General features: G+C 69.0%; 23 protein-coding genes. 18 read left to right on the top strand and 5 right to left on the bottom strand.

The genetic code is table 11. From position 1 onward, the window contains the following. Positions 1–40 precede the first annotated feature (40 nt). The 4 genes from AMK58_RS21930 to AMK58_RS21915 all read left to right on the top strand — a co-directional run bounded on the left by AMK58_RS21930 (position 41) and on the right by AMK58_RS21915 (position 4,783). On the top strand, positions 41–1,102 hold the full coding sequence (locus AMK58_RS21930) for a histone deacetylase family protein (protein ID WP_035679730.1): 1,062 nt from the start codon (positions 41–43) through the stop codon (positions 1,100–1,102). After that, positions 1,099–2,646 carry an acetolactate synthase large subunit gene (locus AMK58_RS21925; RefSeq protein WP_059399457.1) on the top strand — a complete coding sequence of 516 codons (1,548 nt, stop codon included), beginning with the start codon at positions 1,099–1,101 and terminating at the stop codon, positions 2,644–2,646. Before AMK58_RS21930 ends, AMK58_RS21925 begins: the two co-directional genes overlap by 4 nt. A 55-nt stretch (positions 2,647–2,701) precedes the next feature. Continuing rightward, positions 2,702–3,646: a 3,5-dioxohexanoate:acetyl-CoA acetone transferase gene (kce, locus tag AMK58_RS21920; protein ID WP_035679780.1), complete on the top strand. Its 945-nt coding sequence runs from the start codon at positions 2,702–2,704 to the stop codon at positions 3,644–3,646. 180 nt (positions 3,647–3,826) lie between these two features. Further along, the gene (locus AMK58_RS21915; protein WP_051140710.1) at positions 3,827–4,783 is read left to right on the top strand and encodes a DMT family transporter; all 957 of its coding nucleotides are present in this window, start codon (positions 3,827–3,829) and stop codon (positions 4,781–4,783) included. Here the strand turns inward: AMK58_RS21915 and AMK58_RS21910 are convergent. Continuing rightward, entirely contained in the window at positions 4,749–5,834 is a 1,086-nt protein-coding gene (locus AMK58_RS21910; protein WP_035679783.1) for a LacI family DNA-binding transcriptional regulator, read from the bottom strand. The genes AMK58_RS21915 and AMK58_RS21910 overlap by 35 nt on opposite strands. A gap of 134 nt (positions 5,835–5,968) precedes the next feature. Between AMK58_RS21910 and AMK58_RS21905 the strand changes: the two genes are divergently transcribed. The 7 genes from AMK58_RS21905 (at position 5,969) to AMK58_RS21875 (ending at position 13,501) form a co-directional block, all read left to right on the top strand. Then, positions 5,969–7,024 (top strand): TRAP transporter substrate-binding protein, encoded by a 1,056-nt coding sequence (locus tag AMK58_RS21905; protein ID WP_035679786.1) that lies wholly within the window; start codon positions 5,969–5,971, stop codon positions 7,022–7,024. A gap of 78 nt (positions 7,025–7,102) precedes the next feature. Continuing rightward, on the top strand, positions 7,103–8,953 hold the full coding sequence (locus tag AMK58_RS21900; RefSeq protein ID WP_051140714.1) for a TRAP transporter large permease: 1,851 nt from the start codon (positions 7,103–7,105) through the stop codon (positions 8,951–8,953). A 44-nt stretch (positions 8,954–8,997) separates the two neighbouring features. Next, the gene (locus tag AMK58_RS21895) at positions 8,998–9,537 is read left to right on the top strand and encodes a VOC family protein (protein WP_035679790.1); all 540 of its coding nucleotides are present in this window, start codon (positions 8,998–9,000) and stop codon (positions 9,535–9,537) included. Between the two features lie 8 nt (positions 9,538–9,545). After that, positions 9,546–10,817, top strand: coding sequence for a ribulose-bisphosphate carboxylase large subunit family protein (locus tag AMK58_RS21890; protein WP_035679792.1), 1,272 nt, complete (start codon positions 9,546–9,548; stop codon positions 10,815–10,817). Next, positions 10,814–12,121, top strand: coding sequence for a four-carbon acid sugar kinase family protein (locus AMK58_RS21885; protein ID WP_059399456.1), 1,308 nt, complete (start codon positions 10,814–10,816; stop codon positions 12,119–12,121). Before AMK58_RS21890 ends, AMK58_RS21885 begins: the two co-directional genes overlap by 4 nt. Positions 12,122–12,297: 176 nt before the next feature. Next, positions 12,298–13,029 carry a helix-turn-helix domain-containing protein gene (locus tag AMK58_RS21880; RefSeq protein ID WP_035679796.1) on the top strand — a complete coding sequence of 244 codons (732 nt, stop codon included), beginning with the start codon at positions 12,298–12,300 and terminating at the stop codon, positions 13,027–13,029. A 97-nt stretch (positions 13,030–13,126) separates the two neighbouring features. After that, complete coding sequence (locus AMK58_RS21875; protein WP_035679799.1) at positions 13,127–13,501, top strand: response regulator; 375 nt, start codon at positions 13,127–13,129, stop codon at positions 13,499–13,501. A 15-nt stretch (positions 13,502–13,516) separates the two neighbouring features. Here AMK58_RS21875 and AMK58_RS21870 read toward each other — a convergent pair whose 3' ends face one another. Continuing rightward, positions 13,517–13,705, bottom strand: a complete 189-nt coding sequence (locus AMK58_RS21870; RefSeq protein WP_059399455.1) for a hypothetical protein — start codon at positions 13,703–13,705, stop codon at positions 13,517–13,519. An 86-nt stretch (positions 13,706–13,791) separates the two neighbouring features. Continuing rightward, positions 13,792–14,076 (bottom strand): HU family DNA-binding protein, encoded by a 285-nt coding sequence (locus AMK58_RS21865; protein WP_014241890.1) that lies wholly within the window; start codon positions 14,074–14,076, stop codon positions 13,792–13,794. Between the two features lie 135 nt (positions 14,077–14,211). On the opposite strand from AMK58_RS21865, the gene AMK58_RS21860 reads away from it, so the two are divergent. From AMK58_RS21860 to AMK58_RS21850, 3 genes are read left to right on the top strand one after another with little or no spacing between them, the layout of a single operon-like run. Then, a complete protein-coding gene (locus AMK58_RS21860) occupies positions 14,212–14,802 on the top strand; it encodes a sigma-70 family RNA polymerase sigma factor (RefSeq protein WP_051141019.1) in 591 nt (196 codons plus the stop codon). A 2-nt stretch (positions 14,803–14,804) separates the two neighbouring features. Further along, positions 14,805–15,692: an anti-sigma factor gene (locus AMK58_RS21855; protein WP_059399454.1), complete on the top strand. Its 888-nt coding sequence runs from the start codon at positions 14,805–14,807 to the stop codon at positions 15,690–15,692. Positions 15,693–15,751: 59 nt separating this feature from the next. After that, on the top strand, positions 15,752–16,474 hold the full coding sequence (locus AMK58_RS21850; RefSeq protein WP_059399453.1) for a Bax inhibitor-1/YccA family protein: 723 nt from the start codon (positions 15,752–15,754) through the stop codon (positions 16,472–16,474). A 72-nt stretch (positions 16,475–16,546) separates the two neighbouring features. Here the strand turns inward: AMK58_RS21850 and AMK58_RS21845 are convergent, their stop codons facing one another. Together AMK58_RS21845 and oxlT are read right to left on the bottom strand one after the other, a co-directional pair. Further along, a complete protein-coding gene (locus tag AMK58_RS21845; RefSeq protein ID WP_035672972.1) occupies positions 16,547–17,026 on the bottom strand; it encodes a hypothetical protein in 480 nt (159 codons plus the stop codon). Between the two features lie 140 nt (positions 17,027–17,166). Further along, complete coding sequence (gene oxlT, locus AMK58_RS21840; protein WP_059399452.1) at positions 17,167–18,495, bottom strand: oxalate/formate MFS antiporter; 1,329 nt, start codon at positions 18,493–18,495, stop codon at positions 17,167–17,169. A gap of 774 nt (positions 18,496–19,269) precedes the next feature. On the opposite strand from oxlT, the gene napE reads away from it, so the two are divergent. From napE to napA, 4 genes are read left to right on the top strand one after another with little or no spacing between them, the layout of a single operon-like run. Further along, positions 19,270–19,494: a periplasmic nitrate reductase, NapE protein gene (gene napE / locus AMK58_RS31485; protein ID WP_079285784.1), complete on the top strand. Its 225-nt coding sequence runs from the start codon at positions 19,270–19,272 to the stop codon at positions 19,492–19,494. Between the two features lie 13 nt (positions 19,495–19,507). Then, positions 19,508–20,020, top strand: coding sequence for a ferredoxin-type protein NapF (napF, locus tag AMK58_RS21825; RefSeq protein WP_035682937.1), 513 nt, complete (start codon positions 19,508–19,510; stop codon positions 20,018–20,020). Beyond that, positions 20,010–20,324 (top strand): chaperone NapD, encoded by a 315-nt coding sequence (locus AMK58_RS21820; RefSeq protein ID WP_035682935.1) that lies wholly within the window; start codon positions 20,010–20,012, stop codon positions 20,322–20,324. Before napF ends, AMK58_RS21820 begins: the two co-directional genes overlap by 11 nt. Positions 20,325–20,369: 45 nt before the next feature. After that, a complete protein-coding gene (gene napA, locus AMK58_RS21815; RefSeq protein ID WP_059399451.1) occupies positions 20,370–22,862 on the top strand; it encodes a periplasmic nitrate reductase subunit alpha in 2,493 nt (830 codons plus the stop codon). The last annotated feature ends 15 nt before the right edge of the window (positions 22,863–22,877 follow it).

The following is a 22,877-nucleotide window of genomic DNA, read 5'->3' as shown; positions in this document are numbered from 1 at the left end:
CTGAGGGGAGAGGGAATCCATTCATTCCGGGAGCCTGTCCATGCGCTACGTCTTTGCCGAGGCCCAGTTGCGCCACCGTCCGCCAACCTTCCTGGTGCGCGGCCAGCCGAAGCCCTCGCCGGAGAAGGCGGAACGGGCGGAGGCGCTCGTCGGCTCCCTGCGGGCGCGCGGCGCGACGGTGGAGGAACCGCCGTCCTACGGCGCCGGCCCGCGCGCGGCGGTCCATTCCGCCGATTACCTGCGCTTCCTGGAAACCGCCCACGCCCGCTGGTCGGCCCTGCCCGACGCGTCGGAGGTCATCGTCCCCAACGTCCACCGCAACACCGACATGGCCGAATATCCCACCGGCATCGTCGGTCAGGCGGGCTGGCACATGGCGGACACCGCCTGCCCGATCGGCGCCGGCACCTGGGAGGCCGTCTGCGGCGGCGCCGACACGGCGGTCCACGCGGCGCTGATGGTGGCGAGCGGTCGGGAGCGCGCGGCCTACGCCCTGTGCCGCCCGCCGGGGCACCACGCGTCCCGCGACATGGCCGGGGGCTTCTGCTACATCAACAACGCCGCCGTCGCCGCCCAGGCGATGCTGCCGGTGCTGGCCCAGCGGGGCCGCGCGCCGCGCGTCGCCGTCTTCGACGTGGACGTCCATCACGGCAACGGCACGCAGGCGATCTTCTACGAGCGCGACGATGTGCTGGTCGTGTCGATCCACGGCGACCCCAACAACTTCTACCCCTGGTTCGCCGGCTACGCGCACGAGCGCGGCAAGGGCCGCGGTCTGGGGAGCAATCTCAACATCCCCCTGCCCATGGGCACCGAGGAGTCCACCTTCCTCGACGCGGTGGACGGGGCGCTGACCCACATCGCCGCCTTCGGGCCGGAGGCCCTGGTCCTGTCGCTGGGCTTCGACACCTACGTCGGCGACCCGCTGGCCTTCTTCAAAGTGACGACGCCGGGCTTCGCCACGCTCGGCCGCAAGATCGCTGGCGCCGGCCTGCCGACTGTGGTCGTGCAGGAGGGCGGTTACGATTGCGACGCGCTGGCGGTGAATCTCGCCAGCTTCCTGGATGGTTTCGAGGGCGGGCTTGCGGAGGCGGCACGATGATCGGCGCGGAAATTCTGGTCCGGACGCTGGTGGCGAACGGCGTCGACACCTGCTTCGCCAACCCCGGCACGTCGGAGCTGCACGCGCTGGCCGCCTTCGACAGCATGCCCGGCGCGCGTTGCGTCCCGACCCTGTTCGAAGGGGTGGCGACGGGGGCCGCGGACGGCTACGCCCGCATGACCGACCGCCCGGCGGCGACGCTGCTGCATCTGGGGCCGGGGCTGGCGAACGGTCTCGCCAACCTGCACAACGCCCGGCGCGCCTGCGTGCCGATGGTCAACATCGTCGGCGACCACGCGACGTGGCACCGCGGCGTCGACGCGCCGCTGACCTCGGACGTGGAGGGCTTGGCAACGCCGATGTCGGCCTGGGTGCGCACGGTGCCGGACGCCGCCTCGGTCGCCGCCGACACGGCGGAGGCCATCCGCGTCGCGCTGACCCCGCCCTGCGGCGTGTCCACCCTGATCCTGCCGTCGGACTCCTCCTGGGACGACACGGCGGCGGTGGAACCGATCATCGTCGAGCCGCCCGCTCCCGCCGCCCCGGACGCCGACGCCCTGCGCGCCGCTGCCGACGCCCTGCGGAGCGGCGAACGGGTGGTCGTCCTGCTGAACGGCCGCGCCACGCGGGCGGAGGGGCTGGCCCTGGCCGGGCGGATCGCCGCCGCGACCGGCGCCAAACTCTACGCCCATACCGGGGCCACCCGCATCGAGCGCGGGGCGGGCCGCGTGACGGTGGAGCGCTTCCCCTACCCCATCGACCTCGGCATCGCCGCGCTGGCCGGGGCGAAGCACATCCTTCTGATCGGCTCGGGCGAGCCGGTCGGCTTCTTCGGCTACCCCGACAAGCCCAGCCGTCTGGCCACGGAGGATTGCCGCATCCACAGCGTCGCCCCGCCGGGTGCGAACGCCCTCGCCGCCCTGCGCTGGCTGGTCGAGGCGGTGGGCGCCGCCGGGACGCCCGTTCCGGCGCAGCCGCTCGCCCCGCCCGCTCCGGCGACCGGCGCGTTGACCGCCGACAGCGTTGGCCAATCCCTGGCCGCCCTGCTGCCGGAGGGCGCCATCGTGGTGGACGAGGGGATTTCCTCCAGCCCGATGGTCTACACGGCCTGCGCCGGGGCGCGCCCGCACGATTGGCTGACCATCACCGGCGGGGCCATCGGCATCGGCATGCCGCTGGCGCTGGGTGCCGCCATTGCCTGCCCCGACCGCAAGGTGGTGACCGTCCAGGCGGACGGCAGCGGCATGTACACGCTCCAGGCCCTGTGGAGCCAGGCGCGCGAGCGGGCCGACGTGGTGACCATCATCTTCGCCAACCGCCGCTACGGCATCCTGCAATGGGAGCTGGGCAACCTCGGCTTCCGGGACATGGGGCCGAACGCCCGCAACTGCACGGAGCTGGGCCGTCCGGACCTCGACTGGGTGGCGCTCGCCCGCGGCATGGGGGTTGAGGGCGGACAGGCCACCGACGCGGAAAGCTTCAATCGCCTGCTGTCGGCCGCCTTTTCCCGCAAGGGCCCTTTCCTGATCGAAGCGGTGATCTGATAAACAACAACATCCCCGCCCCCCTCAAGGGGCGCGGGGGATGAGGGAGGACAGCATGACGACGCCCAAGAAGAGCGCACGCAAAGTCATCATCACCTGCGCGGTCACCGGCTCCATCCACACGCCCAGCATGTCGCCGCACCTGCCGGTGACTCCGGACCAGATCGCGGCGGAGGCCATCGCCGCGGTGGAGGCCGGGGCGGCCATCGTCCACCTGCACGCCCGCGACCCGCAGACCGGCCGCCCGACCCAGGACCCGGAGCTGTTCCAGCGCTTCCTGCCGCGCATCAAGCAGGCGACGAAGGCCGTGGTGAACATCACCACCGGCGGCAGCGCCGCCATGACGGTGGAGGACCGGCTGCGCCCCGCCGCGCAGTTCCAGCCGGAAGTCGCGTCGCTCAACATGGGCTCGATGAATTTCGGTCTGTTCCCCATGCTGAACCGCTTCAGCGAATTCCAGCACGATTGGGAGCGCACCTATCTGGAGAACAGCCGCGACCTCGTCTTCAAGAACACCTTCAAGGACATCGAGCACATCCTGAAGACCTGCTCCGGCAACGGGACGCGCTTCGAGTTCGAGTGCTACGACATCTCCCACCTCTACACTCTGGCCCATTTCCTGGACCGCAAGCTGGTGACGCCCCCGCTGTTCGTGCAGTCGGTTTTCGGCATCCTGGGCGGCATCGGCCCGCATCCGGAGGACGTGATGCACATGAAGCGCACCGCCGACCGGCTGTTCGGCGACCAGTATGTGTGGTCGGTGCTGGGCGCCGGGCGCAACCAGATGCCCATCGCCACGCAGTCGCTGGCCCTGGGCGGCAACGTGCGCGTCGGACTGGAGGACAATCTGTGGGCCGGTCCGGGCCGGCTCGCCACCTCCAACGCCGAGCAGGTCGCCATGGTCCGCACCCTGATCGAGGGGCTGGCGCTTGAGGTCGCGACGCCGGACGAGGCCCGCGCCATGCTGTCCCTGAAGGGCGGCGACGCGGTGAAGTTCTGACCAGGGTTTCCGCTCGATTGAACCCTCTCCCCTCTGGGGAGAGGGTGGCCCGCAGGGCCGGTGAGGGGGGTGCGCTTTTGCCGGACGTCCCGCCACGCGCAACCCCCTCACCCTAACCCTCTCCCCAGAGGGGAGAGGGGATTTCAAGACACGACCACCCCACACCCGGAATCCCATGCCATGATAAGCCGCGCTCGGGCGCTGGATCTGTCGCTGGTCGGCCTCATCAGCGTCTGCTGGGGTCTGAACTGGCCCGCCGTCAAGATCATCCTCACCCAGATCCAGCCCTGGACGCTGCGCAGCCTGGGCTTCGCCGTCGGGGCGGCAGTGCTGTTCGCCTACGCGCGGTCGCGCGGGGAATCGCTCGCGGTGCCGCGCGGGCAGCGCCTGCCGCTGGCGGCCGTCGCCCTGCTCAGCATGGCCGGCTTCAACATCTGCTCCGCCTTCGGGCAGATGAACATGGCGACCTCGGGCGCCGCCATCATTGCCTACACCATGCCGGCCTGGGCGATGCTGCTGGCCATCCCCATCCTGGGCGAGCGTCCGGGGCCGCGCCAATGGATGGGACTGGCCTGCGGGCTGTCCGGTCTGGCCGTGCTGCTCGGCCCCGACCTGCTGCGGCTGGGTGCGCTGCCGCTCGGCCCGGCCTTCATGCTGACCGGTGCGATGAGCTGGGCGCTGGGCAACGTCCTCATCAAGCGGACGGCCTGGACCATGGGGCCGAACGCCATCACCGGCTGGCAGTTCGCCATCTCCCTGCCGGTGGTTCTGCCCTTCGCGCTGGCGATGGACCCCGCGCCGACGCTGGCGCTGGAGCCGCGGGTGGCGGTGGCGCTGGTCTTCCATCTGCTGGTGGCGATGGTCGGCGGCTATCTGCTGTGGTTCGCCATCGTGCGGCGGCTGAGCGTCGCGCAGGCATCGATCAGCTCCCTGATCGTGCCGGTGATCGGCGTCACCGGCGCCATTATCGTGCTGGGCGAGACCCCGCCACTGCGCACCTACGCCGCGCTGGCGCTGATCGTCTGCGCCGTCCTGCTGGTCGTGGTGGTCCGTGACCGCCGTCCGGCGCCCCTGACCAAGGCGGAGGCCGAAGCCGAGCCGGTCACGGCGGAGCCGCGGGGGGCAGGTTCTCCCTGAAGATGACCTCGATGCGCGGTGGCTCCACGCCGTGCATCGCCTCCCGACCGGCGCGCAGGTTGGCAAAGACGGCGGCACAGCTCATCAGGGCGCTGCGCGGGTCCTGGGTGATCACCGCCTCCATCGTGCCGTCGATCAGCAGCGAACGGGTTTCCGGCGTGAAGCCGTGGCCGATGAAGACGACCTCGCGCTCCCGCCGCGCCTCCTTCAGCGCACGAGCCACGCCCTCCGCCCCGCCGCCGATGGTGTAGATGCCGGCGAGATCGGGGTGGTGGCTGAGCAGCGTCCGCGTCTGCCGGTAGCTCTTGGCCTCGTCGTCGTGGGCCTCGCGCAGCCCCACCACCTCGATGGCCGGGGCCATCTCCTTCAGGACGTTCAGGAATCCCAGCTCGCGGTCCTCGTGCGCGCGGTAGCTGAGGCTGCCGGCAATCATCGCGACCTTGCCCGCCCGCCCGCCGAGGAAGCGCGCGAACAGATAGCCCGCGGTGCGCCCCGCCGCCCGGTTGTCGAGTCCGACATAGGCGGCCCTTCGACAATTCTGCACGTCGGAGATCAGCGTCACCGTCGGCACGTTGCGCGCCGCCAGCTCGTTCACCGCTTCGCGCACCGCCGGATGCTCCAGCGCCATGAAGGCGACCCCGTCGACCTTGCGCCAGTGTTGGAGCAGGCTGCGCGCCAGCAGGTCGGGGTTGAAGCTCTTGATGAACTCCACCTGCGCGCGGATGCCCAGCGGGGCCAGCGCCGCCTCCGACTGGCGGATGAGCTGGCCGAGCCGCGTCAGGTAGCGGTTCGTCCCGTCGGGCAGCAGGAAGGCCAGCCTCACCGGCTTCGGCCCCAGCGCCGCGCCGAGGTCCGATTCCGGGATGTAGTCCAGCTCGGCGGCGGCCTTCATCACGCGCTGCACGGTCGCCGGGCGCACGCCGGGGCGGTGGTTCAGCACGCGGTCCACGGTGGCCGTGGAAACCCCGGACAGCCGCGCGATGTCGGCGATCCGCGGCAGCCCGCGGGAATGTTCGGGGGGCGCGGCGACGGCGTCCGCATCATCCTGCATCACGGCTCAAAACCCTCCGATCCCATCAAATCACATCATCATTCGCGTTTGACACCGGCCACTCGCGCACATACCGTCCAACCAACAATCACCGTCGAACATCAAACTACATCAACGTTTCCTGGGAGGAAAGCATGAACCCGCTCTCGCGCCGCAAGATGCTCAAGGCGTTGGCCGCCACTCCGGCCGCCGGAATGGTTGCCGGGTTGGCCGCGGGGGCCGGCACCGCCACCCTGATCGGCGCGCCGCGCATCGCCCGCGCCGCCGAGTTCGACTTCAAGTACGGCAACAACCTGCCGCTGACCCACCCGCTGAACGTCCGCTCGCACGAGGCGGCGGAGCGCATCCGCCGCGAGACGAACGGCCGCGTCGACATCCAGATCTTCCCGAACAACCAGCTCGGCGGCGACACCGACATGCTGTCGCAGGTGCGCAGCGGCGGCATCACCTTCTTCACGCCGTCGGCGCTGGTCATCGCCACGCTTGTCCCGGTGGCCGCCATCAACGCCGTCGGCTTCGCCTTCGCCGATTACGGTCAGGTCTGGTCCGCCATGGACGGCAAGCTGGGCGAGCATGTGCGCGGCGCCATCTCCAAGGTCGGCCTGCACGCCTTCGAAAAGATGTGGGACAACGGCTTCCGCCAGATGACCAGCGGGGCCAAGCCGATCCAGACCGCCGCCGACATGGACGGGCTGAAGATCCGCGTCCCGGTCAGCCCGCTCAGCATCGCCATGTTCAAGTCGCTGTCCGCCGCCCCGGCCAGCCTCCAGTTCTCGGAGGTCTATTCCTCGCTCCAGACGCGCATCGTCGACGCGCAGGAGAATCCGCTGCCGATCATCCAGGTCGCCAAGCTGTACGAGGTGCAGAAATACTGCGCCCTGTCCAACCACATCTGGGACGGCTTCTGGTTCATCGCCAACGGGCGCGCGTGGCGCGGCCTGCCCCCCGACCTGCAGAAGATCGTCTCCACCGCGATCAACGACGCCGGCGTGCAGCAGCGCGAGGACATCAAGGCGCTGAACCAGTCGGTGCAGGCCGACCTCCAGTCCAAGGGCCTGACCTTCAACCAGCCCTCCCCCGACAGCTTCCGCGCCAAGCTCCGCGACAGCGGCTTCTACGGCGAATGGAAGGGCCGCTTCGGCGACGAGGCCTGGGCGCTGCTGGAAGGCGCCGTCGGCAAGCTCGCCTAAGGGACGGCTGTGGACAACACGGGAAGGGAGGGTGCGGCTTTGTCTCACCACGCGACGGCGCTCGACGAGGGCGGCGCCATGCCAGGGGCCGCGTCCGGCGGTTCCTGGACCGATCGGCTGGACCGCGGCCTCGCCGCGACGGTGGAGGGTGCCGCCGCCCTCATCGTTCTGGCCGAGATCGTCATCCTGCTGGCCGGGGTGACGGCGCGCTACGTCTTCCACGCGCCGTTGGTGTGGTCGGACGAGCTGGCCTCGATCCTCTTCCTGTGGCTGTCCATGCTGGGCGCCGTGGTGGCGCTGCGCCGCGGCGAGCACATGCGGATGACCGGTCTGGTCAGCCGCGTCGGCCCGACGCCGCGCGCCTTGCTGGAGACGCTGGCGATCACGGCGCCCATTGCCTTCCTGGCGATGATCCTGCACCCCGCCCTGGACTACGCCATGGAGGAGCAGTTCATCGTCACCCCGGCGCTGGAGATCAGCAACGCCTGGCGCGCGGCGGCCCTGCCGACCGGGCTGGGGCTGATGGCCGTGGTGGCGCTGATCCGGCTGATGCGGCTGCGCAACCTCCGGCTGACCCTGGCGGCGGTCGCGCTGACCGCGGCGGTGACCGTGGCCTTCTGGCTGGCCGGGCCGGTGCTGAAGCCGCTGGGGCAGGCCAACCTCGTCATCTTCTTCGTCGGCGTGGTCGCCGCCTGCGTGTTCGGCGGCGTTCCCATCGCCTTCTCCTTCGCGCTGGCCACCTTCGGCTATCTGGCGCTGACCACCTCGACCCCGCTGCTCGTCATGGTCGGGCGGCTGGACGAGGGCATGTCGCACCTGATCCTGCTGGCGGTGCCGCTGTTCGTCTTCCTCGGCCTGCTGATCGAGATGACCGGCATGGCCCGCGCCATGATCCAGTTTCTCGCCAGCCTGCTCGGCCATGTGCGCGGCGGCCTGTCCTACGTGCTGATCGGCGCGATGTATCTGGTGTCGGGCATCTCCGGCTCGAAGATCGCCGACATGGCGGCCATCGCGCCGGTGCTGTTCCCGGAGATGAAGAAGCGCGGCGCCCCTCCCGGTGACCTCGTTGCCCTGCTGTCGGCGACCGGCGCGCAGACCGAGACCATCCCGCCCTCCATCGTCCTCATCACCATCGGCTCGGTCACCGGCGTGTCCATCGCGGCGCTGTTCGCAGGCGGCCTGCTGCCGGCCGTGGTGCTGGGTGCGGCGCTCTGCGCCGTCGTCTGGTGGCGCTACCGCCATGAGGACCTCAGCCACATCCGCCGCCCGCCGGCGTCGGAGATCGCCCGTCTGGCCGTGGCCGCCCTGCCGGCCATCCTGCTGCCCTTCGTCATCCGCGCCGCGGTGGTGGAAGGGGTGGCGACGGCGACCGAGGTGTCGACCATCGGCATCGCCTACTCCACCCTCATGGGCCTGCTGGTCTACCGCCAGTTCGACTGGGCGCGGCTGAAGCCGATGCTGATCGAGACGGCGTCGCTGACCGGGGCGATCATCTTCATCGTCGGCTGCGCCACCGCCATGGCCTGGGGCCTGACGCAGTCCGGCTTCTCCCGCGCTCTGGCCCTGTGGATGGCCGACATCCCCGGCGGCGGCTACGGCTTCCTCGCCATCTCCATCGTCGCCTTCATCATCCTGGGCAGCGTTCTGGAGGGCATCCCCGCCATCGTCCTGTTCGGCCCGCTGCTGTTCCCCATCGCCCGCGACGCCGGGGTGCACGAGGTGCATTACGCGATGGTCGTGATCTTCGCCATGGGCATCGGCCTGTTCGCCCCGCCCTTCGGCGTCGGCTACTACGGCGCCTGCGCCATCAGCAAGGTCAGCCCGGACGAAGGCCTGAAGCACATCTGGGGCTACGTCGCGGCCCTTCTCGTGGGCCTGATCGTGGTCGCCGCCATTCCGTGGATTTCCACCGGCTTCCTTCCCTACTGAAGTCTTGCCGGTCCCCCCATAACGATAAAATCAGGAGTTCCTTCATGAGCCGATTCTTCGGCCAGATCCGGCAGGCTGGCTACGTCGTCGACGACATCGAGGCCGCCATGGACTACTGGAGCCGCACCCTGGGCATCGGCCCGTGGTTCTACAACGAGCGGGTTCCGATCAAGAACTATACCTACCGCGGGGAGCGGTACGAGGTTCACAACTCGGTGGCGCTCGCGAACTCCGGCCCGCTCCAGATGGAGCTGATCCAGACCCGCAACGACGCGCCGTCGATGTACCGCGACTTCCTGAAGGCGGGCCGCACCGGCCTCCAGCACGTCGCCTACTGGACCGAGAATTACGACGCCGACTTGGAGCGGCTGACCGGCCAGGGCTTCAAACCGGTGATGAGCGGCGAGGTCGGCGAAAAGGGCCGCTTCGTCTATTTCGACACCGAGTATCACCCCGGCACGGTGATCGAGCTGTCGGAGGTCGCCGGGCCGAAGGGCAAGATGTTCGACCTGATCCGCAACGCCTCCCTCGACTGGGATGGCCGCGATCCGGTCCGGCCCTTCCCCGACCTCAGCCGCCTGTGAGTCCCGCCATGCGCTCCGACCGCTTCGAGGCGACCTATCTGATCGAGACCCCGTTGGACCCCGCCAAGGTGGCGGAGGTCATGGCAGGGGAGCAGTCCTGCGGCACCTTCACCCGCGTCCACGGCGAGACGGACGACCTGCGCGCCCGCGCCCGCGCCGTGGTGGAGCGGGTGGAGGAGCTGGAGCCCGCCGCCTCCCCCAGCCTGCCGAATTCCTGGCTGGAGCGGCAGAAGCGGCCCGGACCGTGGCGGCGCGCCCGCGTCACCATCAGCTTCCCCACCGGCAACGTCGGCGCCAACCTGCCGACGCTGGCCGCGACGGTGGCCGGCAACCTGTTCGACCTGGGCGAGGTCACCGGCCTGCGGCTCGACTCCGTCCGTCTGCCCGCCGCCTACCGCAAACAGTTCGACGCGCCGCGCCACGGCGTGGCCGGCACCCGGCGGCTGACCGGGGTGGAGCATGGGGCGCTGGTCGGCTCCATCATCAAGCCGAACCTCGGCCTGTCGGCGGAGGAGACCGGCGAGTTGGTCGGCACGCTCTGCGCCGCCGGGCTGGACTTCATCAAGGACGACGAGATCTGCGCCGACCCGGTCCACGCCCCGCTGGCCGAGCGCGTGCCGGCGGTGATGGACCGGGTGCGCCGCCACCAGGACCGTACCGGCAAGCACGTCATGGTCGCCTTCAACATCAGCGACGAGACGGACGCCATGCGCCGCCACGCCGATCTGGTGGAGCGCGAAGGCGGAAGCTGCGTGATGGTCAGCCTGAACTGGTGCGGCTTCTCCGCCGTGCAGACGCTGCGCCGGCACAGCGGGCTGGCGCTGCACGGGCACCGCAACGGCTTCGGCGCCCTGTCGCGCCACCCCAGCCTGGGCATCGGCTTCGACGCCTACCAGACGCTGTGGCGGCTGGCCGGGGTGGACCACATGCACGTCCACGGCCTCCAGGGCAAGTTCGCTCAGCCCGACGCGGAGGTGATCGACGGCGCCACGTCCTGCCTCGCCCCGCTGGCCGAGGGCTGCGACGACGCGGTGATGCCGGCCTTCTCCTCCGGCCAGTGGGCGGGGACCGTGCCCGTCACCTGGGACGCGGTGGGGACGGACGACCTGCTGTTCATGTCCGGCGGCGGCATCATGGCCCATCCGGACGGCCCCGCCGCCGGCGTGACGAGCATCCGCCAAGCCTGGGCTGCGGTGCGCGAGGGCGTCGCCCTGCCCGACGCCGCCGCGACCCGGCCGGAGCTGAAGCGCGCCCTGGAGTTCTTCGGGGCGGGCAAGTGACGGCGGCGCACCCGCCGCCCCGGCTGGGCTGGTACGGGGACGACTTCACCGGGGCCACCGACACGCTGGCCACGCTGGCGAAGGCCGGGCAGCGGGCGCTGCTGCTGCTGGAGATTCCCGACGCGGAGCGGCTGGCCGGGCTCGGCCCGCTGGACGCGCTGGGGATCGCCGGGGCGTCGCGCACCATGGCCCCGGAAGCCCTGCGGGCGGAGCTGGAGCCGGTGGGGCGCTTCTTCGCCGGGCTCGGCGTGCCGGTGATGCACTACAAGTGCTGCTCGACCTTCGACAGCGCACCGCAGGTGGGCAGCATCGCGGCGGCGGCGGCGGCCCTGCGGCCCTTCTTCCCCAACCCCTTCCTGCCGGTGGTCGGCGGCCAGCCGAACATCGGGCGTTACTGCCTGTTCAGCACGCTGTTCGCCGCGGCGGGCACCGGCGGGACGGTCCACCGCATCGACCGCCACCCGACGATGAAGGCCCATCCGGTGACCCCGATGCCCGAGGCCGACCTGCGCCTCCACCTCGCCGCGCAGGGGCTGGAGGGGATGGGCGCCCTGCACTACCCGGATTACGGGCTGGATGCCGGCGCGCTCGACGAAAAGCTCGACCGGATGGTGGCGGGCGGCGCACCCGCCGTCCTGCTGGACATCGCCCGGGTGGAGGATCTGGAGCCCGCCGGCCGGCTGATCTGGGAGCGGGCGCGGCGCTCCCCCCTTCTGGCGGTCGGGCCGAGCGGCTTGGTCCAGGCGCTGGCCACCCAGTGGGAGCGCGACGAGACGGTCGGCGACGCGCCGCTGGCCCCGGCGGAGGGACCGGTGTTCGTGCTGGCCGGCAGCCTGTCGCCGGTCACCCGCCGGCAGATCGCCGCGGCCTCCTCCTTCCACCGGATGCCGGCGGACGTGGGCGCCCTGTGCCGCGACCCCGCCTACCGCGAGCGGCTGCGGAGCGAGATCGCCGGCCTGCTGGGCCAGGGGCGGAACGTGCTGGTGTGGACCGCCCCGGCGGAGGGCGAGGCGCCCGACACCGGCCAGTCCGCCGCCATCGCCGACGTGACCGCGGACTTCGTGGCCTCGGTCGCCCGCGCGGCGCCGCTGCGCCGCATGGGCATCGCCGGGGGCGACACTTCCAGCAAGGCGGTGAAGGCGCTGGGCCTGTGGGGCCTGTCCTACCGGACGGCGCTCAGCCCCGGCGTGACGGTCAGCCTGACCCACAGCGCGCACCCGCCCACCGACGGCGTCGAGCTGATGCTCAAGGGCGGGCAGATGGGATCGGAGGATCTGTTCGAACGGCTGGTGCATGGGGGATGAAGGTCGTTGCCCCTCGCCTGCCAAGGTCCGCAATGGCCCGTAGGTAGTCTTACGTACGCAAAGCCCCTTAGGTACAAGACCGAACTGCACAGGGTACCCAGCAGCGCATAACTTCGGCTCATCGAGCGGTTGCCCCACGGGGACGGGCCGCTTCCACGAACGCCGAGGGGCCCGACATGCACGCTCACACCGCCATCGCCGCCCAGCCGACGCGCGTTCCGCACGGCCATCAGGCCGCTATGATGGCGATGCCGCGTGTCGCTCCCTCCCGTCCCGCCGCCGGCTTCGCCGCCAACGACATCGACCCGCTGGCCGCCATCGCCCAGTTCCGGGTGTTTGACCGCGAGCAGTCCATCTTCGCCGAGGGCGAGGCCGCCGACGCCGTCTTCCGGGTGGTGGACGGCATGATCCGCCTCTACAAGCTGCTGCCGGACGGGCGCCGCCAGATCATCGGCTTCCTCCAGGCCGGCGACATGGTCGGGCTGGCCTTCGCCGACCGCTACCTCTACTCGGCCGAGGCGATCACCGCCTCCACCGTCCAGCGCATCCCGCGCTGCCAGCTCGACGCCCTGCTGGACTCCCAGCCCGCCCTGGCCCGCCGGCTGCTGTCGGTCACCACCTCCGAGCTGGTGGCGGCGCAGGACCAGATGCTGCTGCTGGGCCGCAAGTCGGCGCTGGAGAAGCTGGCCAGCTTCCTGCTGGCGCTGAGCCGCCGGGCCGGTGCCGGCCGGGCCATCGCCCTGCCGATGAGCCGTTGCGACATCGCCGACCATCTGGGGCTGACCACGGAGACCGTGTCCCGCGGCTTCACCAAGCTGAAGACCTCGCGCCTGATCCGCATCCTGGACGGCGGCCGGGTCGAGCTGCTGGACGCGGAAGCCCTGGCCGAGCTGGCCGAGTGCGCCTGAAACCAGGCACCCTGATCACCCTGGGCAATCAAGGGAAATCCAATCGGCCGACCGCAACGTACCCCTTACTCCCTTTGCGTTGCAGTCAGGCCGAACCATGGAGTCCGCTCCCCACATCCTCGTCGCCGAGGATGAACGCCTCGAAGCCCTGGCCCTTGCCGACACGCTGGAAGGCCAGGGCCTGCGCGTCACTCTGACCCACGACGGGTTGGAAGCCATCACCGCGCTGGAAAGCGGCCCGGCGTCGCTGCTGATGACCGACCTGCGCATGCCGGTGATGGATGGCAACGAGCTGATTCGCCGGACGCGGGCGCGGCGGCCCACCCTGCCGGTGATCGTCATGACCGCCGACAGCGGCGCCCTCTGGCACCCGGAGTCCGACCGCCTGCGCGTCCTGCACAAGCCCTTCAGCTTCCAGGCGGCGATCGGCGCGGTCCGCGCCATGCTCGACGGGGACGGAACGGCCGGATAGAGCCGGGCGTCAGTCTTATTCGCCGACGTCGTCCTTGGGAGCGGCGTTGCGGGGCGGCGGCTCGATCACCGGGCCGACCTTCACGCTGCGGGCGGGCAGCGGCACGATGTCGCCGATCGGCATGTAGGAGCCATCGGCCAGTTGCTGCGCCGGCTCCCACCGTCCTTCGACCTTGATCCAGCGGTAGACGCTGTTGCTGCTCATGATGTCACCAAGAAATTTGGAAAGACAAAAGGGGCAGCGTTGCCGCCGCCCCTTCATCCGATACAAGGATCGTCCTTGCGGAAGGCTTACTCGGCCTTGCCGTTGACGGCGTCCTTGAGGGCCTTGCCGGCGGAGAACTTCGGCGCCTTGGAGGCGGCGATCTTGATCTCCGCACCGGTCTGCGGGTTGCGGCCCGTGCGCTCACCGCGCTCGGCGATCTCGAACTGGCCGAAGCCCGGCAGCTTGACCGTCTCCCCCTTGACCAGCGCGTCCTGCAGGCTCTCCAGAACCGCGTCCAGCGCCTTGCCGGCATCGGCCTTCGTGCCGCCCAGCTTGCCGGCGATCGCGTCGATGAGATCGGCCTTCGTCATTCCCTACTCCCCTTGTTCATGGAGGAACCCCAGCATTCTCCAGGGCTCCAGGCGCTTCTGACCTACTCCGCCCCGCGTCCGCGCGCAAGCCAATCCCGTGGCGATTTTTTCCCCCGGAGCGGATTAAGCCACGGCATGATCCGTATGCCGAGTGTGAAGAACCAATCCGGGACGGTGATGAAAGACGAGTTGGGACAGCATCTGGACGTTCTAAGGCGCTACGCCCTGGTCCTGATGCGCGACCCCGATCAGGCGGAGGACCTCGTCCAGGAGGCACTCGTCAAGGCCATCGAGGGGGCGTCGTCCTTCACGGACGGGCGCGACCTGCGCAAGTGGCTGCTCGCCATCGTCCACAACACGTTCGTGGACCGCTGGCGGCGCCAGCAGGCCGAACGCCAGGCGACCGGCGAACTCAGCTCGATGGCGGAGGAAGGCTCCCCGCCCGCGCAGTTGAGCCACGTCCATCTGGGCCAGACCATCGCGGCCCTGATGACCCTGCCGGTCGAACAGCGGGAGGCCCTGGTGCTCGTGGCGCTCGACGGCATGTCCTACCGGGACGCCGCGGAGTGCCTGGGCATCCCCGTGGGCACCCTGATGTCCCGCCTGGGCCGTGCGCGCGACGCGCTGCGGGCCAAGACGGGCGGCGGGCGCCAGCCGGCGTCAGACCAGTCCGACCGAACCCCATCAGACCGGGTCCAGCGCCCCCCGTTGCGCGTGGTGAAATGACGATGAACGAACCGATCAGCGACATCGACCTGAACGCCTATGTGGACGGCGAACTCGACGCGCAGCGCCGCATCGAGGTGGAAGCCTACCTGGAGGCCAATCCGGACGAGGCCGCCCGCGTCATGCACGACATGCGGGTGCGCGACGAGATCCGCCTGTTCATAGCCGGCCCGGCCGTCGAGAAGGCAGAGCCGGAGATGGCCGCACCCGAACCGGTTGCCTCCCCGGTTCCCACCGCGGCGCAGCCGGTGGTCGGCGCCGGCGTGCCGCTGCCGCGGCGCAAGCAGTGGGGCGCCCTGTGGCGCCGCCCGGCGGCGGAGCTGATGAACCGGGCACGGGCGCGCGCCGCCAACGGCTCGGGCCGCGGGCGGCGGGCGGTGGCCGCTCTGTGCCTCGTCGGACTCGGCTGGACGGCGCACAGCGCGGTGTCGTCCCTGTCGGTCAACCCCGTCGCCACGGCGCACGCGGCCACCCACTACATCACCATCGCGGCGCAGACCCACCAGCAGGCGCTGCACAGCGGGATCGACTTCAAGCCCTTCGCCGACGCCGCCCAATCCCTGGTCAACCGGCTCGCCCCCGCCAACCCGGAGGTCGCGGTGCCGATCCCGCAGCTCGACATCGGGCAGGCGCCGGACGGGCTGCGCACGGTGGCCTGGGACGGCGGGGTCGCGGTGCAGGCGGCCTACCGCCACGGCGGGTCGCAGTTGATCACGCTGTTCGCCAGCGAGGTCGACCGCTTCGCCGTCACCGAACCCCAGGCGGAGCGGATCGGCAACGTCTCGGTCGCCTACTGGCAGGTCGGGACGACGGTCTACGCGCTGTGCGGCGAGCAGCCGGAAAAGGAAATCCTGGCCCATGCCCGCGACGCCCGCATGGCCTGGTTCTGAAGCAGACGCACTGAACGACAAGCATCCGAACGATAGCATCCGAAGGACATGGTGAGACAATGAGCGGACCCTTCTACGGCAACCAATTCGGCAGCGCGGCGCCGGCCTACGGCGCGGCGTTCGACGAGGGCCTGCGCAAGCACATGCTGCGGGTCTACAACTTCATGATGCTCGGTCTGGCTGTGACGGGCATGGTGGCGCTGTTCGTGGCGAGCACGCCGGCGCTGTACGTTCCGATCTTCACGACCCCGCTGAAGTGGGTGGTGATGCTGGCGCCGCTGGCCTTCATCATGGTGCTGTCCTTCCGCTTCCATGCGATGTCGGCCAGCGCGCTGCAGGGGCTGTTCTGGGCCTTCTGCGCGGTGATGGGCGTGTCGATGGCGTCGATCTTCCTGGTCTTCACCGGGGCCAGCGTGGCGCGGGTGTTCTTCATCACCGCGGCGATGTTCGCGGCGATGAGCCTGTGGGGCTACACCACCAAGGCCGACCTGTCGAAGATGGGCTCGTTCCTGATGATGGGCCTGATCGGCATCGTCATCGCCAGCCTGGTCAACATCTTCGTCGGCTCCAGCGCGCTGCAGTTCGCCATCTCGGTCATCGGCGTGGTCATCTTCACCGGCCTGACCGCCTACGACACCCAGCGCATCAAGGAGGAGTACGCCGAGGGCCACGGGCACGAGGGCAACACCAAGCTCGCCGTCATGGGCGCCCTCTCGCTCTATCTCAACTTCATCAACCTCTTCCAGATGCTCCTCCAGCTCATGGGCAACCGCGAGGAGTAAGGCGGCGCTTCCATCCGGCGCTACCGCCTGCTCAAAGGGCCGGCCGCTTCCCGCGGCCGGCCCTTTTCTTTTTTATGGCTTACGGATGGCCGGAGCGGCGTCCGGCTTGGGCGGGTACTCGACCGAGACGATGTGCAGGGAATTGTTCGGGAAGGAGCACGCCGCGTCCGGCGCCGCCTGGGACGCCGGGTCGAAGGCATAGGGACGGGGGGAACGGCCTGCCGCCGATCCCACACCGCCCCCGGCTGCCACCGTCTGCACACCCGGCCCGGTCACCCGCGATGTCCAGGGCGCTCCGGTGAAGACGCCGGGCGTCGATTCCTCCGCCCACAGCCACAGCACGCGGGTTCCGACCGGCTGCGGCTGCGTGAAGGAGTGCAGCACCCGCTCGCAGGTCTCCCGGTCCATGTTGTGGATCGCCCGTTCGACCACCGTGTTCTCCGTCCTGGGCGTCCATCGCGACAGCAGCAGCGAGCCGAGGGCCACGCTGACCGCCACCCCACCCAGGGAGCAGGCAACCACCAGCCGGAAGCTGCCGTCGTCCTTTGCCATGCCTTGCCCTCGCCGTCGATTGCCCATGCCCCCTCCAACGATACGCCTCACATTCCTATCCGGTCCGCAAGGCCGGCCCGGAACGCCGAAAAGGGGGCCACATGCGTGGCCCCCTTTCGGTCGATCCGCTGAAGCGGAGGTTACGGGCTGGCCGCCGCGGTGACCGGACCCCTGCCCTGCTGGGCGGCGAGTTCGGCGTTCCGGGCATGGTGCCGGCGCAACATGGGCCGCAGGACCGCGATGGCGCAGAAGGCCGCGATGAGGTCCATGGTGGCGCAGATGTAGAGCACGGTCGCCCAGGTGCCGGTGGCTTCCATCAGCAGGTTGCCCAGCGGGACCAGCAGCGCCGCGACGCCCTTGGCGCAGTACAGCACGCCGTAGATCTTCGCTGCGTGCTTGGTGCCGAAGGTGTCCGCCGAGGTGGCGCTGAACAGGCTGTACACTTCGCCCCAGGCCAGGAACACCATGCCCGACAGGATCAGGAACATGATCGGGTCGTGGCCGAAGCGGCTGAGCATCAGGATGCCGATGCCTTCGAAGGTGAAGGCGATGAACATCGTCGCTTCACGGCCGATGTGGTCGGAGATGAAGCCGAACAGCGGACGGGAGATGCCGTTCATCACGCGGTCGAGCATCAGCGCGAAGGGCAGAGCCGCCATGGTGATGCCGAACAGGCTGATCGGGGCTTCCTTCACGCCCAGATCGTGGGCGATCACGCCGAGCTGGGCCACCGCCATCAGACCGCCCGACACGGTGCAGATGAACATGACCATCATGACCCAGAACACCGGCGTCTGCAGCGCTTCCTTCAGCGTGTAGTCGCGGCGGGACTGCAGGACCTTGGTCGAGGCCTTGACCTGATCCTTCTGCGGGGCGCGCAGGAAGAAGGCGGCGGCGATGATGATCGCACCCTGCAGCAGGCCGAACCAGAAGAAGGTCGCCTGATAGCCGGACGAATGGATCATGTTGGCGATCGGCAGGATGGTCAGGGCCGAGCCGGCGCCGTAGCCGCCCGCGGTCAGGCCGACGGCGAGGCCGCGCTTGTCCGGGAACCACTTGATGGCGCTGTTGACGCAGGTGGCGTAGACGCAGCCGACGCCGATGCCGCCGATGGCCGAACCGACATAGAGCATGCCGAGCGAGCCGGCGTAGCTGTCGACGATCCAGGAGAGGCCGGTCATCACGCCGCCGAAGGCAACGATGACGCGGGGGCCGTAACGGTCGATGAAGTAGCCTTCGATGGGGGTCAGCCAGGTCTGGACGACGACGAAGACGGTGAAGGCGGTCTGGATCGAGGCGCGGGTCCAGCCATGGGTGGCCTGGATTTCCGGCACGAACAGCGTCCAGGCATACTGGATGTTGGCCGCGGCCACCATGCAGACGATGCCGACGACGATCTGCATCCAACGCGCGCCTTCGGAAATGGGCGCCTGCGAGCCGCCAGGCGGTGCAGCGATGGACTGACTCATTACTCTTCCTCCCCAATGCGGTGATCGAACACTCAACTCAGCCGGGCGGGGCCGATGGTTGTTGTCGCATTGCCTTTCTTCGGGGCTTGCGTGCCCTTCATGTCTTGGCGGGAGCACCACCGCCACCGTTGGGAGAGGCTTGGTGTTCCGCATTTCGTACTTGGTATACCACACAATCAGCGGAACACAACATCCGTTTCAGGAATCACAGCACAATTAATCCCTCATGTCGCAACTATCGTTGAAGGTATGCCTTATGCAAAATCAGCATTGGTGACGCTAAACTTTCGTACTATGACTTCGAAATAACAAAAAAAAGGCCGCGCCAAAGCAGGCGCGGCCTCTGAATGAGTTCGCTTCACTTACGATCACAACAGTGGAGAAGCCGTTACACCAAGAACGGCTGTTCCAATCTTACAGGACTTCAGATCACCGGCAACCTCTTAGTTGAGATCATCTGCGCGCCCTGTACGAATTGGAAATAAACAATCCGGTCAGCCCCAATCACACCAAGGCCGTCCGACCTCCTTATTCCCTCTTCATACAGTTTACGGACCGGCGGCCCACTTAATCCCCGCACCGTCAAAAAAAGTTTGCCCTTCGAATCGTCCGTTTCCCGAATTACCATAAAAGCCATGGCCACTCCCCGCCGGCGCCGTTTCCGTTACGCGCCCGCGGCATGGAACAGAAGCCGCGCTCAACCTGTTGTTGGATCGTTCGACCGCTTTCTCGATCGTCGACAGAAGCCACAGCCCGCCGAAAACGGGAGCCCCCATGAGCCGCCACCAGCCTCCAGACCCAACCCGCTTACCGTCCCGCGCCGCCGCCGCCAGCCAGCCTCTGCCCGATCCCGGCGCGAAACGACGGGAGATCGCCATGTTCCTTGTCCTGGCGGTGGTGATCTGGCCGATCCTGTCGGTCGCCGTCGTGGGCGGCTACGGCTTCCTGGTCTGGATGTCGCAACTCATCATGGGTCCGCCCGGTCCGCCCCCGGTCTGAGGGGAGCGGCGCCATGGCCGATGAGACGGTCGATTTAGGGCGGCGAGGCTTTCTCCGCGGGCGGCGGCGGGCGGAGCCTGGGCCGGTGCGCCCGCCCTGGTCCCGGACGGACCGCTTCACCGACCTGTGCACCCGCTGCGGTGCCTGCGCCGACGCCTGCCCCGAGGGGATTATCCGCCGGGGGGACGGCGGCTTTCCCGAGATCGACTTCCGGCGGGGCGAGTGCAGTTTCTGCGCGGCCTGTGCCGATTCCTGCCTCGAACCGATCTTCGACCGTGTCACGGCCAGCCCTTGGACGCTGGCCGTGCGCATCGGACCGTCCTGCCTCGCCATGAACCGCGTCGTCTGCCGAAGCTGCCGCGACGCCTGTCCGGAATCGGCCATCCGCTTCGCCTTGGCGCCCGGCGGCGTGGCGGTCCCCGTGGTTGAGGACGACTCCTGCACTGGCTGCGGCGCCTGCTTGGCCGCCTGCCCCGCCGACGCCGTCACGTTGCAACCCGGACCGGAGACCGCCCATGCACCCTGACGCCCGAGACCGGCCAGCCGACACGTCGGCGGAATGGCACATTGCCTCGATCCTCGTCCATCTGCGCCCCGAGCGCAGCCCCAATGTGCGGGCCGCCGTCGCCTCATTGGGCGACGTGGAGGTCCACGCTGAGGAGCGGGGCCGGATGGTGGTGACCGTGGAAGGCCCTCACGAAGGCCGCATCGCCGACCGCATGACCGCGATCCACCTGATGCCCGGCGTGATGTCGGCGGTCATGGTCTTCCACCACGCCGAGCCGATGGCAGCCCGGACCGCGGAGGAGGTCGATACGGCGCGGCGCTGACGCGTCCAGATTTCACATTCGTCAAGAAAAAGGGGGGAGGAACCCATGCTTGACCGGCGGGATTTCATCAAGGCTCAGGCGGTCGCGGCCGCCGCGACGGCGGGGGGCATCAGCCTGCCCGCCATGGCCCAGCAGTCGATGGTGGCGGGCGAGGACGCCCAACTCACCTGGTCCAAGGCGCCCTGCCGCTTCTGCGGCACCGGATGCAGCGTCATGGTCGCCACCAAGGACAACCGCGTCGTCGCCACCCACGGCGACATGCAGGCGGAGGTCAACCGCGGCCTGAACTGCGTGAAGGGCTATTTCCTGTCCAAGATCATGTACGGGCAGGACCGGCTGACCCAGCCGCTGCTGCGCATGCGCGACGGCAAATACCACAAGGACGGGGAATTCCGTCCGGTCTCGTGGGACGAGGCCTTCGATGAGATGGCCCGCCAATGGAAGCGGGTGCTGAAGGAGAAGGGTCCGGACGCCGTCGGCATGTTCGGGTCCGGCCAATGGACGATCTGGGAAGGCTACGCCGCATCGAAGCTGATGCGCGCCGGCTTCCGCACCAACAACCTCGACCCCAACGCCCGCCACTGCATGGCGTCGGCCGCCGTGGCCTTCATCCGCACCTTCGGCATGGACGAGCCGATGGGCTGTTACGACGATTTCGAGCACGCCGACGCCTTCGTCCTCTGGGGCTCCAACATGGCGGAGATGCACCCCATCCTGTGGACGCGCATCACCGACCGGCGGCTGGCCCACAACCATGTGAAGGTGGCCGTCCTCTCGACCTTCGAACACCGCAGCTTCGAGCTGGCCGACGTTCCGATGATCTTCGAGCCGGGGACCGACCTGGCCATCCTGAACTTCATCGCCAACCACATCATCCAGACCGGGCGGGTGAACAAGGCGTTCGTCGAGAAGCATTGCAGCTTCCGCCTCGGCCAGAAGGACATCGGCTACGGGCTGCGGCCCGACGACCCGCTGGAGGTGCGGGCGCTCCACGCCAAGGACGCCGCCGTCTCCACTCCCATGAGCTTCGACGAATTCGCCCGCTTCGTCAGCGACTACACCGTCGAGAAGGCGTCGGAGCTGAGCAAGGTCCCCAAGGAGCGGCTGCTGGCGCTCGCCGAGTTGTACGCCGATCCCAACACCAAGGTCATGTCGCTGTGGACCATGGGCTTCAACCAGCACGTCCGGGGCGTGTGGGTGAACCATATGGTTTACAACCTGCATCTTCTGACCGGCAAGATCTCCGAACCCGGCAACAGCCCCTTCTCGCTGACCGGTCAGCCCTCGGCCTGCGGCACGGCGCGCGAGGTCGGCACCTTCGCCCACCGATTGCCCGCCGACATGGTGGTCACCAACCCCGAACACCGCTCCCACACCGAAGAGATCTGGAAGATCCCCAAGGGCCTGCTTCCCGACAAAGTCGGCTATCACGCCGTTCTCCAGGACCGGATGCTGAAGGACGGCAAGCTCAACGCCTACTGGATCATGGTCAACAACAACCTCCAGGCGGCGCCCAACAGCGACAACGAGACCTATCCCGGCTACCGAAACCCGGACAATTTCATCGTGGTGTCGGACGCCTACCCGACGGTGACCGCCGCCGCCGCCGACCTGATCCTGCCCGCCGCCATGTGGGTGGAGAAGGAGGGCGCCTACGGCAACGCCGAGCGGCGGACCCATTTCTGGCACCAGCTCGTCAACGCGCCGGGCGAGGCGCGGTCGGACCTCTGGCAGCTCATGGAGTTCTCCAAGCGCTTCACCACCGACGAGGTGTGGCCGAAGGAAATCCTCGACGCCAACCCCGACTTCCGCGGCAAGACCCTGTTCGACGTGCTGTTCCGCAACGGCAATGTGGACCGCTTCCCCGTGTCGGAGTCGAACCCCGCCTACGAGAACCGGGAGTCGAAGGCATTCGGCTTCTATGTGCAGAAGGGCCTGTTCGAGGAGTATGCCGCCTTCGGGCGCGGCCACGGCCACGATCTGGCGCCCTTCGACACCTATCACGAGGTGCGCGGGCTGCGCTGGCCGGTGGTCGAAGGCAAGGAGACGAAGTGGCGCTACCGGGAGGGTCTCGACCCCTACGTCCCGAAGGGCGAGGGGGTGCGCTTCTACGGAAACCCGGACGGCAAGGCCAACCTGTTCGCCTTCCCCTACGAACCCCCGGCAGAGTCGCCGGATAAGGACTTCGACCTGTGGCTGGTCACGGGCCGCGTGCTGGAGCACTGGCACTCCGGCTCCATGACCATGCGGGTGCCCGAACTCTACAAGGCCATGCCCATGGCGCTGGTCTACATGCACCCGGACGACGCGAAGGACCGCGGCCTGCGCCGCGGGTCAGAGGTCAAGGTGATGTCGCGGCGCGGCGAGATGCGCACGCGGGTCGAGACGCGCGGGCGCAACCGGCCGCCGCGCGGGGTCGTCTTCGTGCCCTGGTTCGATTCGGCGCGCCTCATCAACAAATGCACGCTCGACGCCACCGACCCGATCAGCAAGCAGACGGACTTCAAGAAGTGCGCCGTCAAGATCGTGGCCGCCTGAGGGAGGACCGCAACC

Origin of the sequence: Azospirillum brasilense (genome assembly GCF_001315015.1) — a bacterium.
Classification (GTDB): Bacteria; Pseudomonadota; Alphaproteobacteria; order Azospirillales; family Azospirillaceae; genus Azospirillum; species Azospirillum brasilense.
This window is presented reverse-complemented; position numbering and strand designations above follow the sequence as displayed.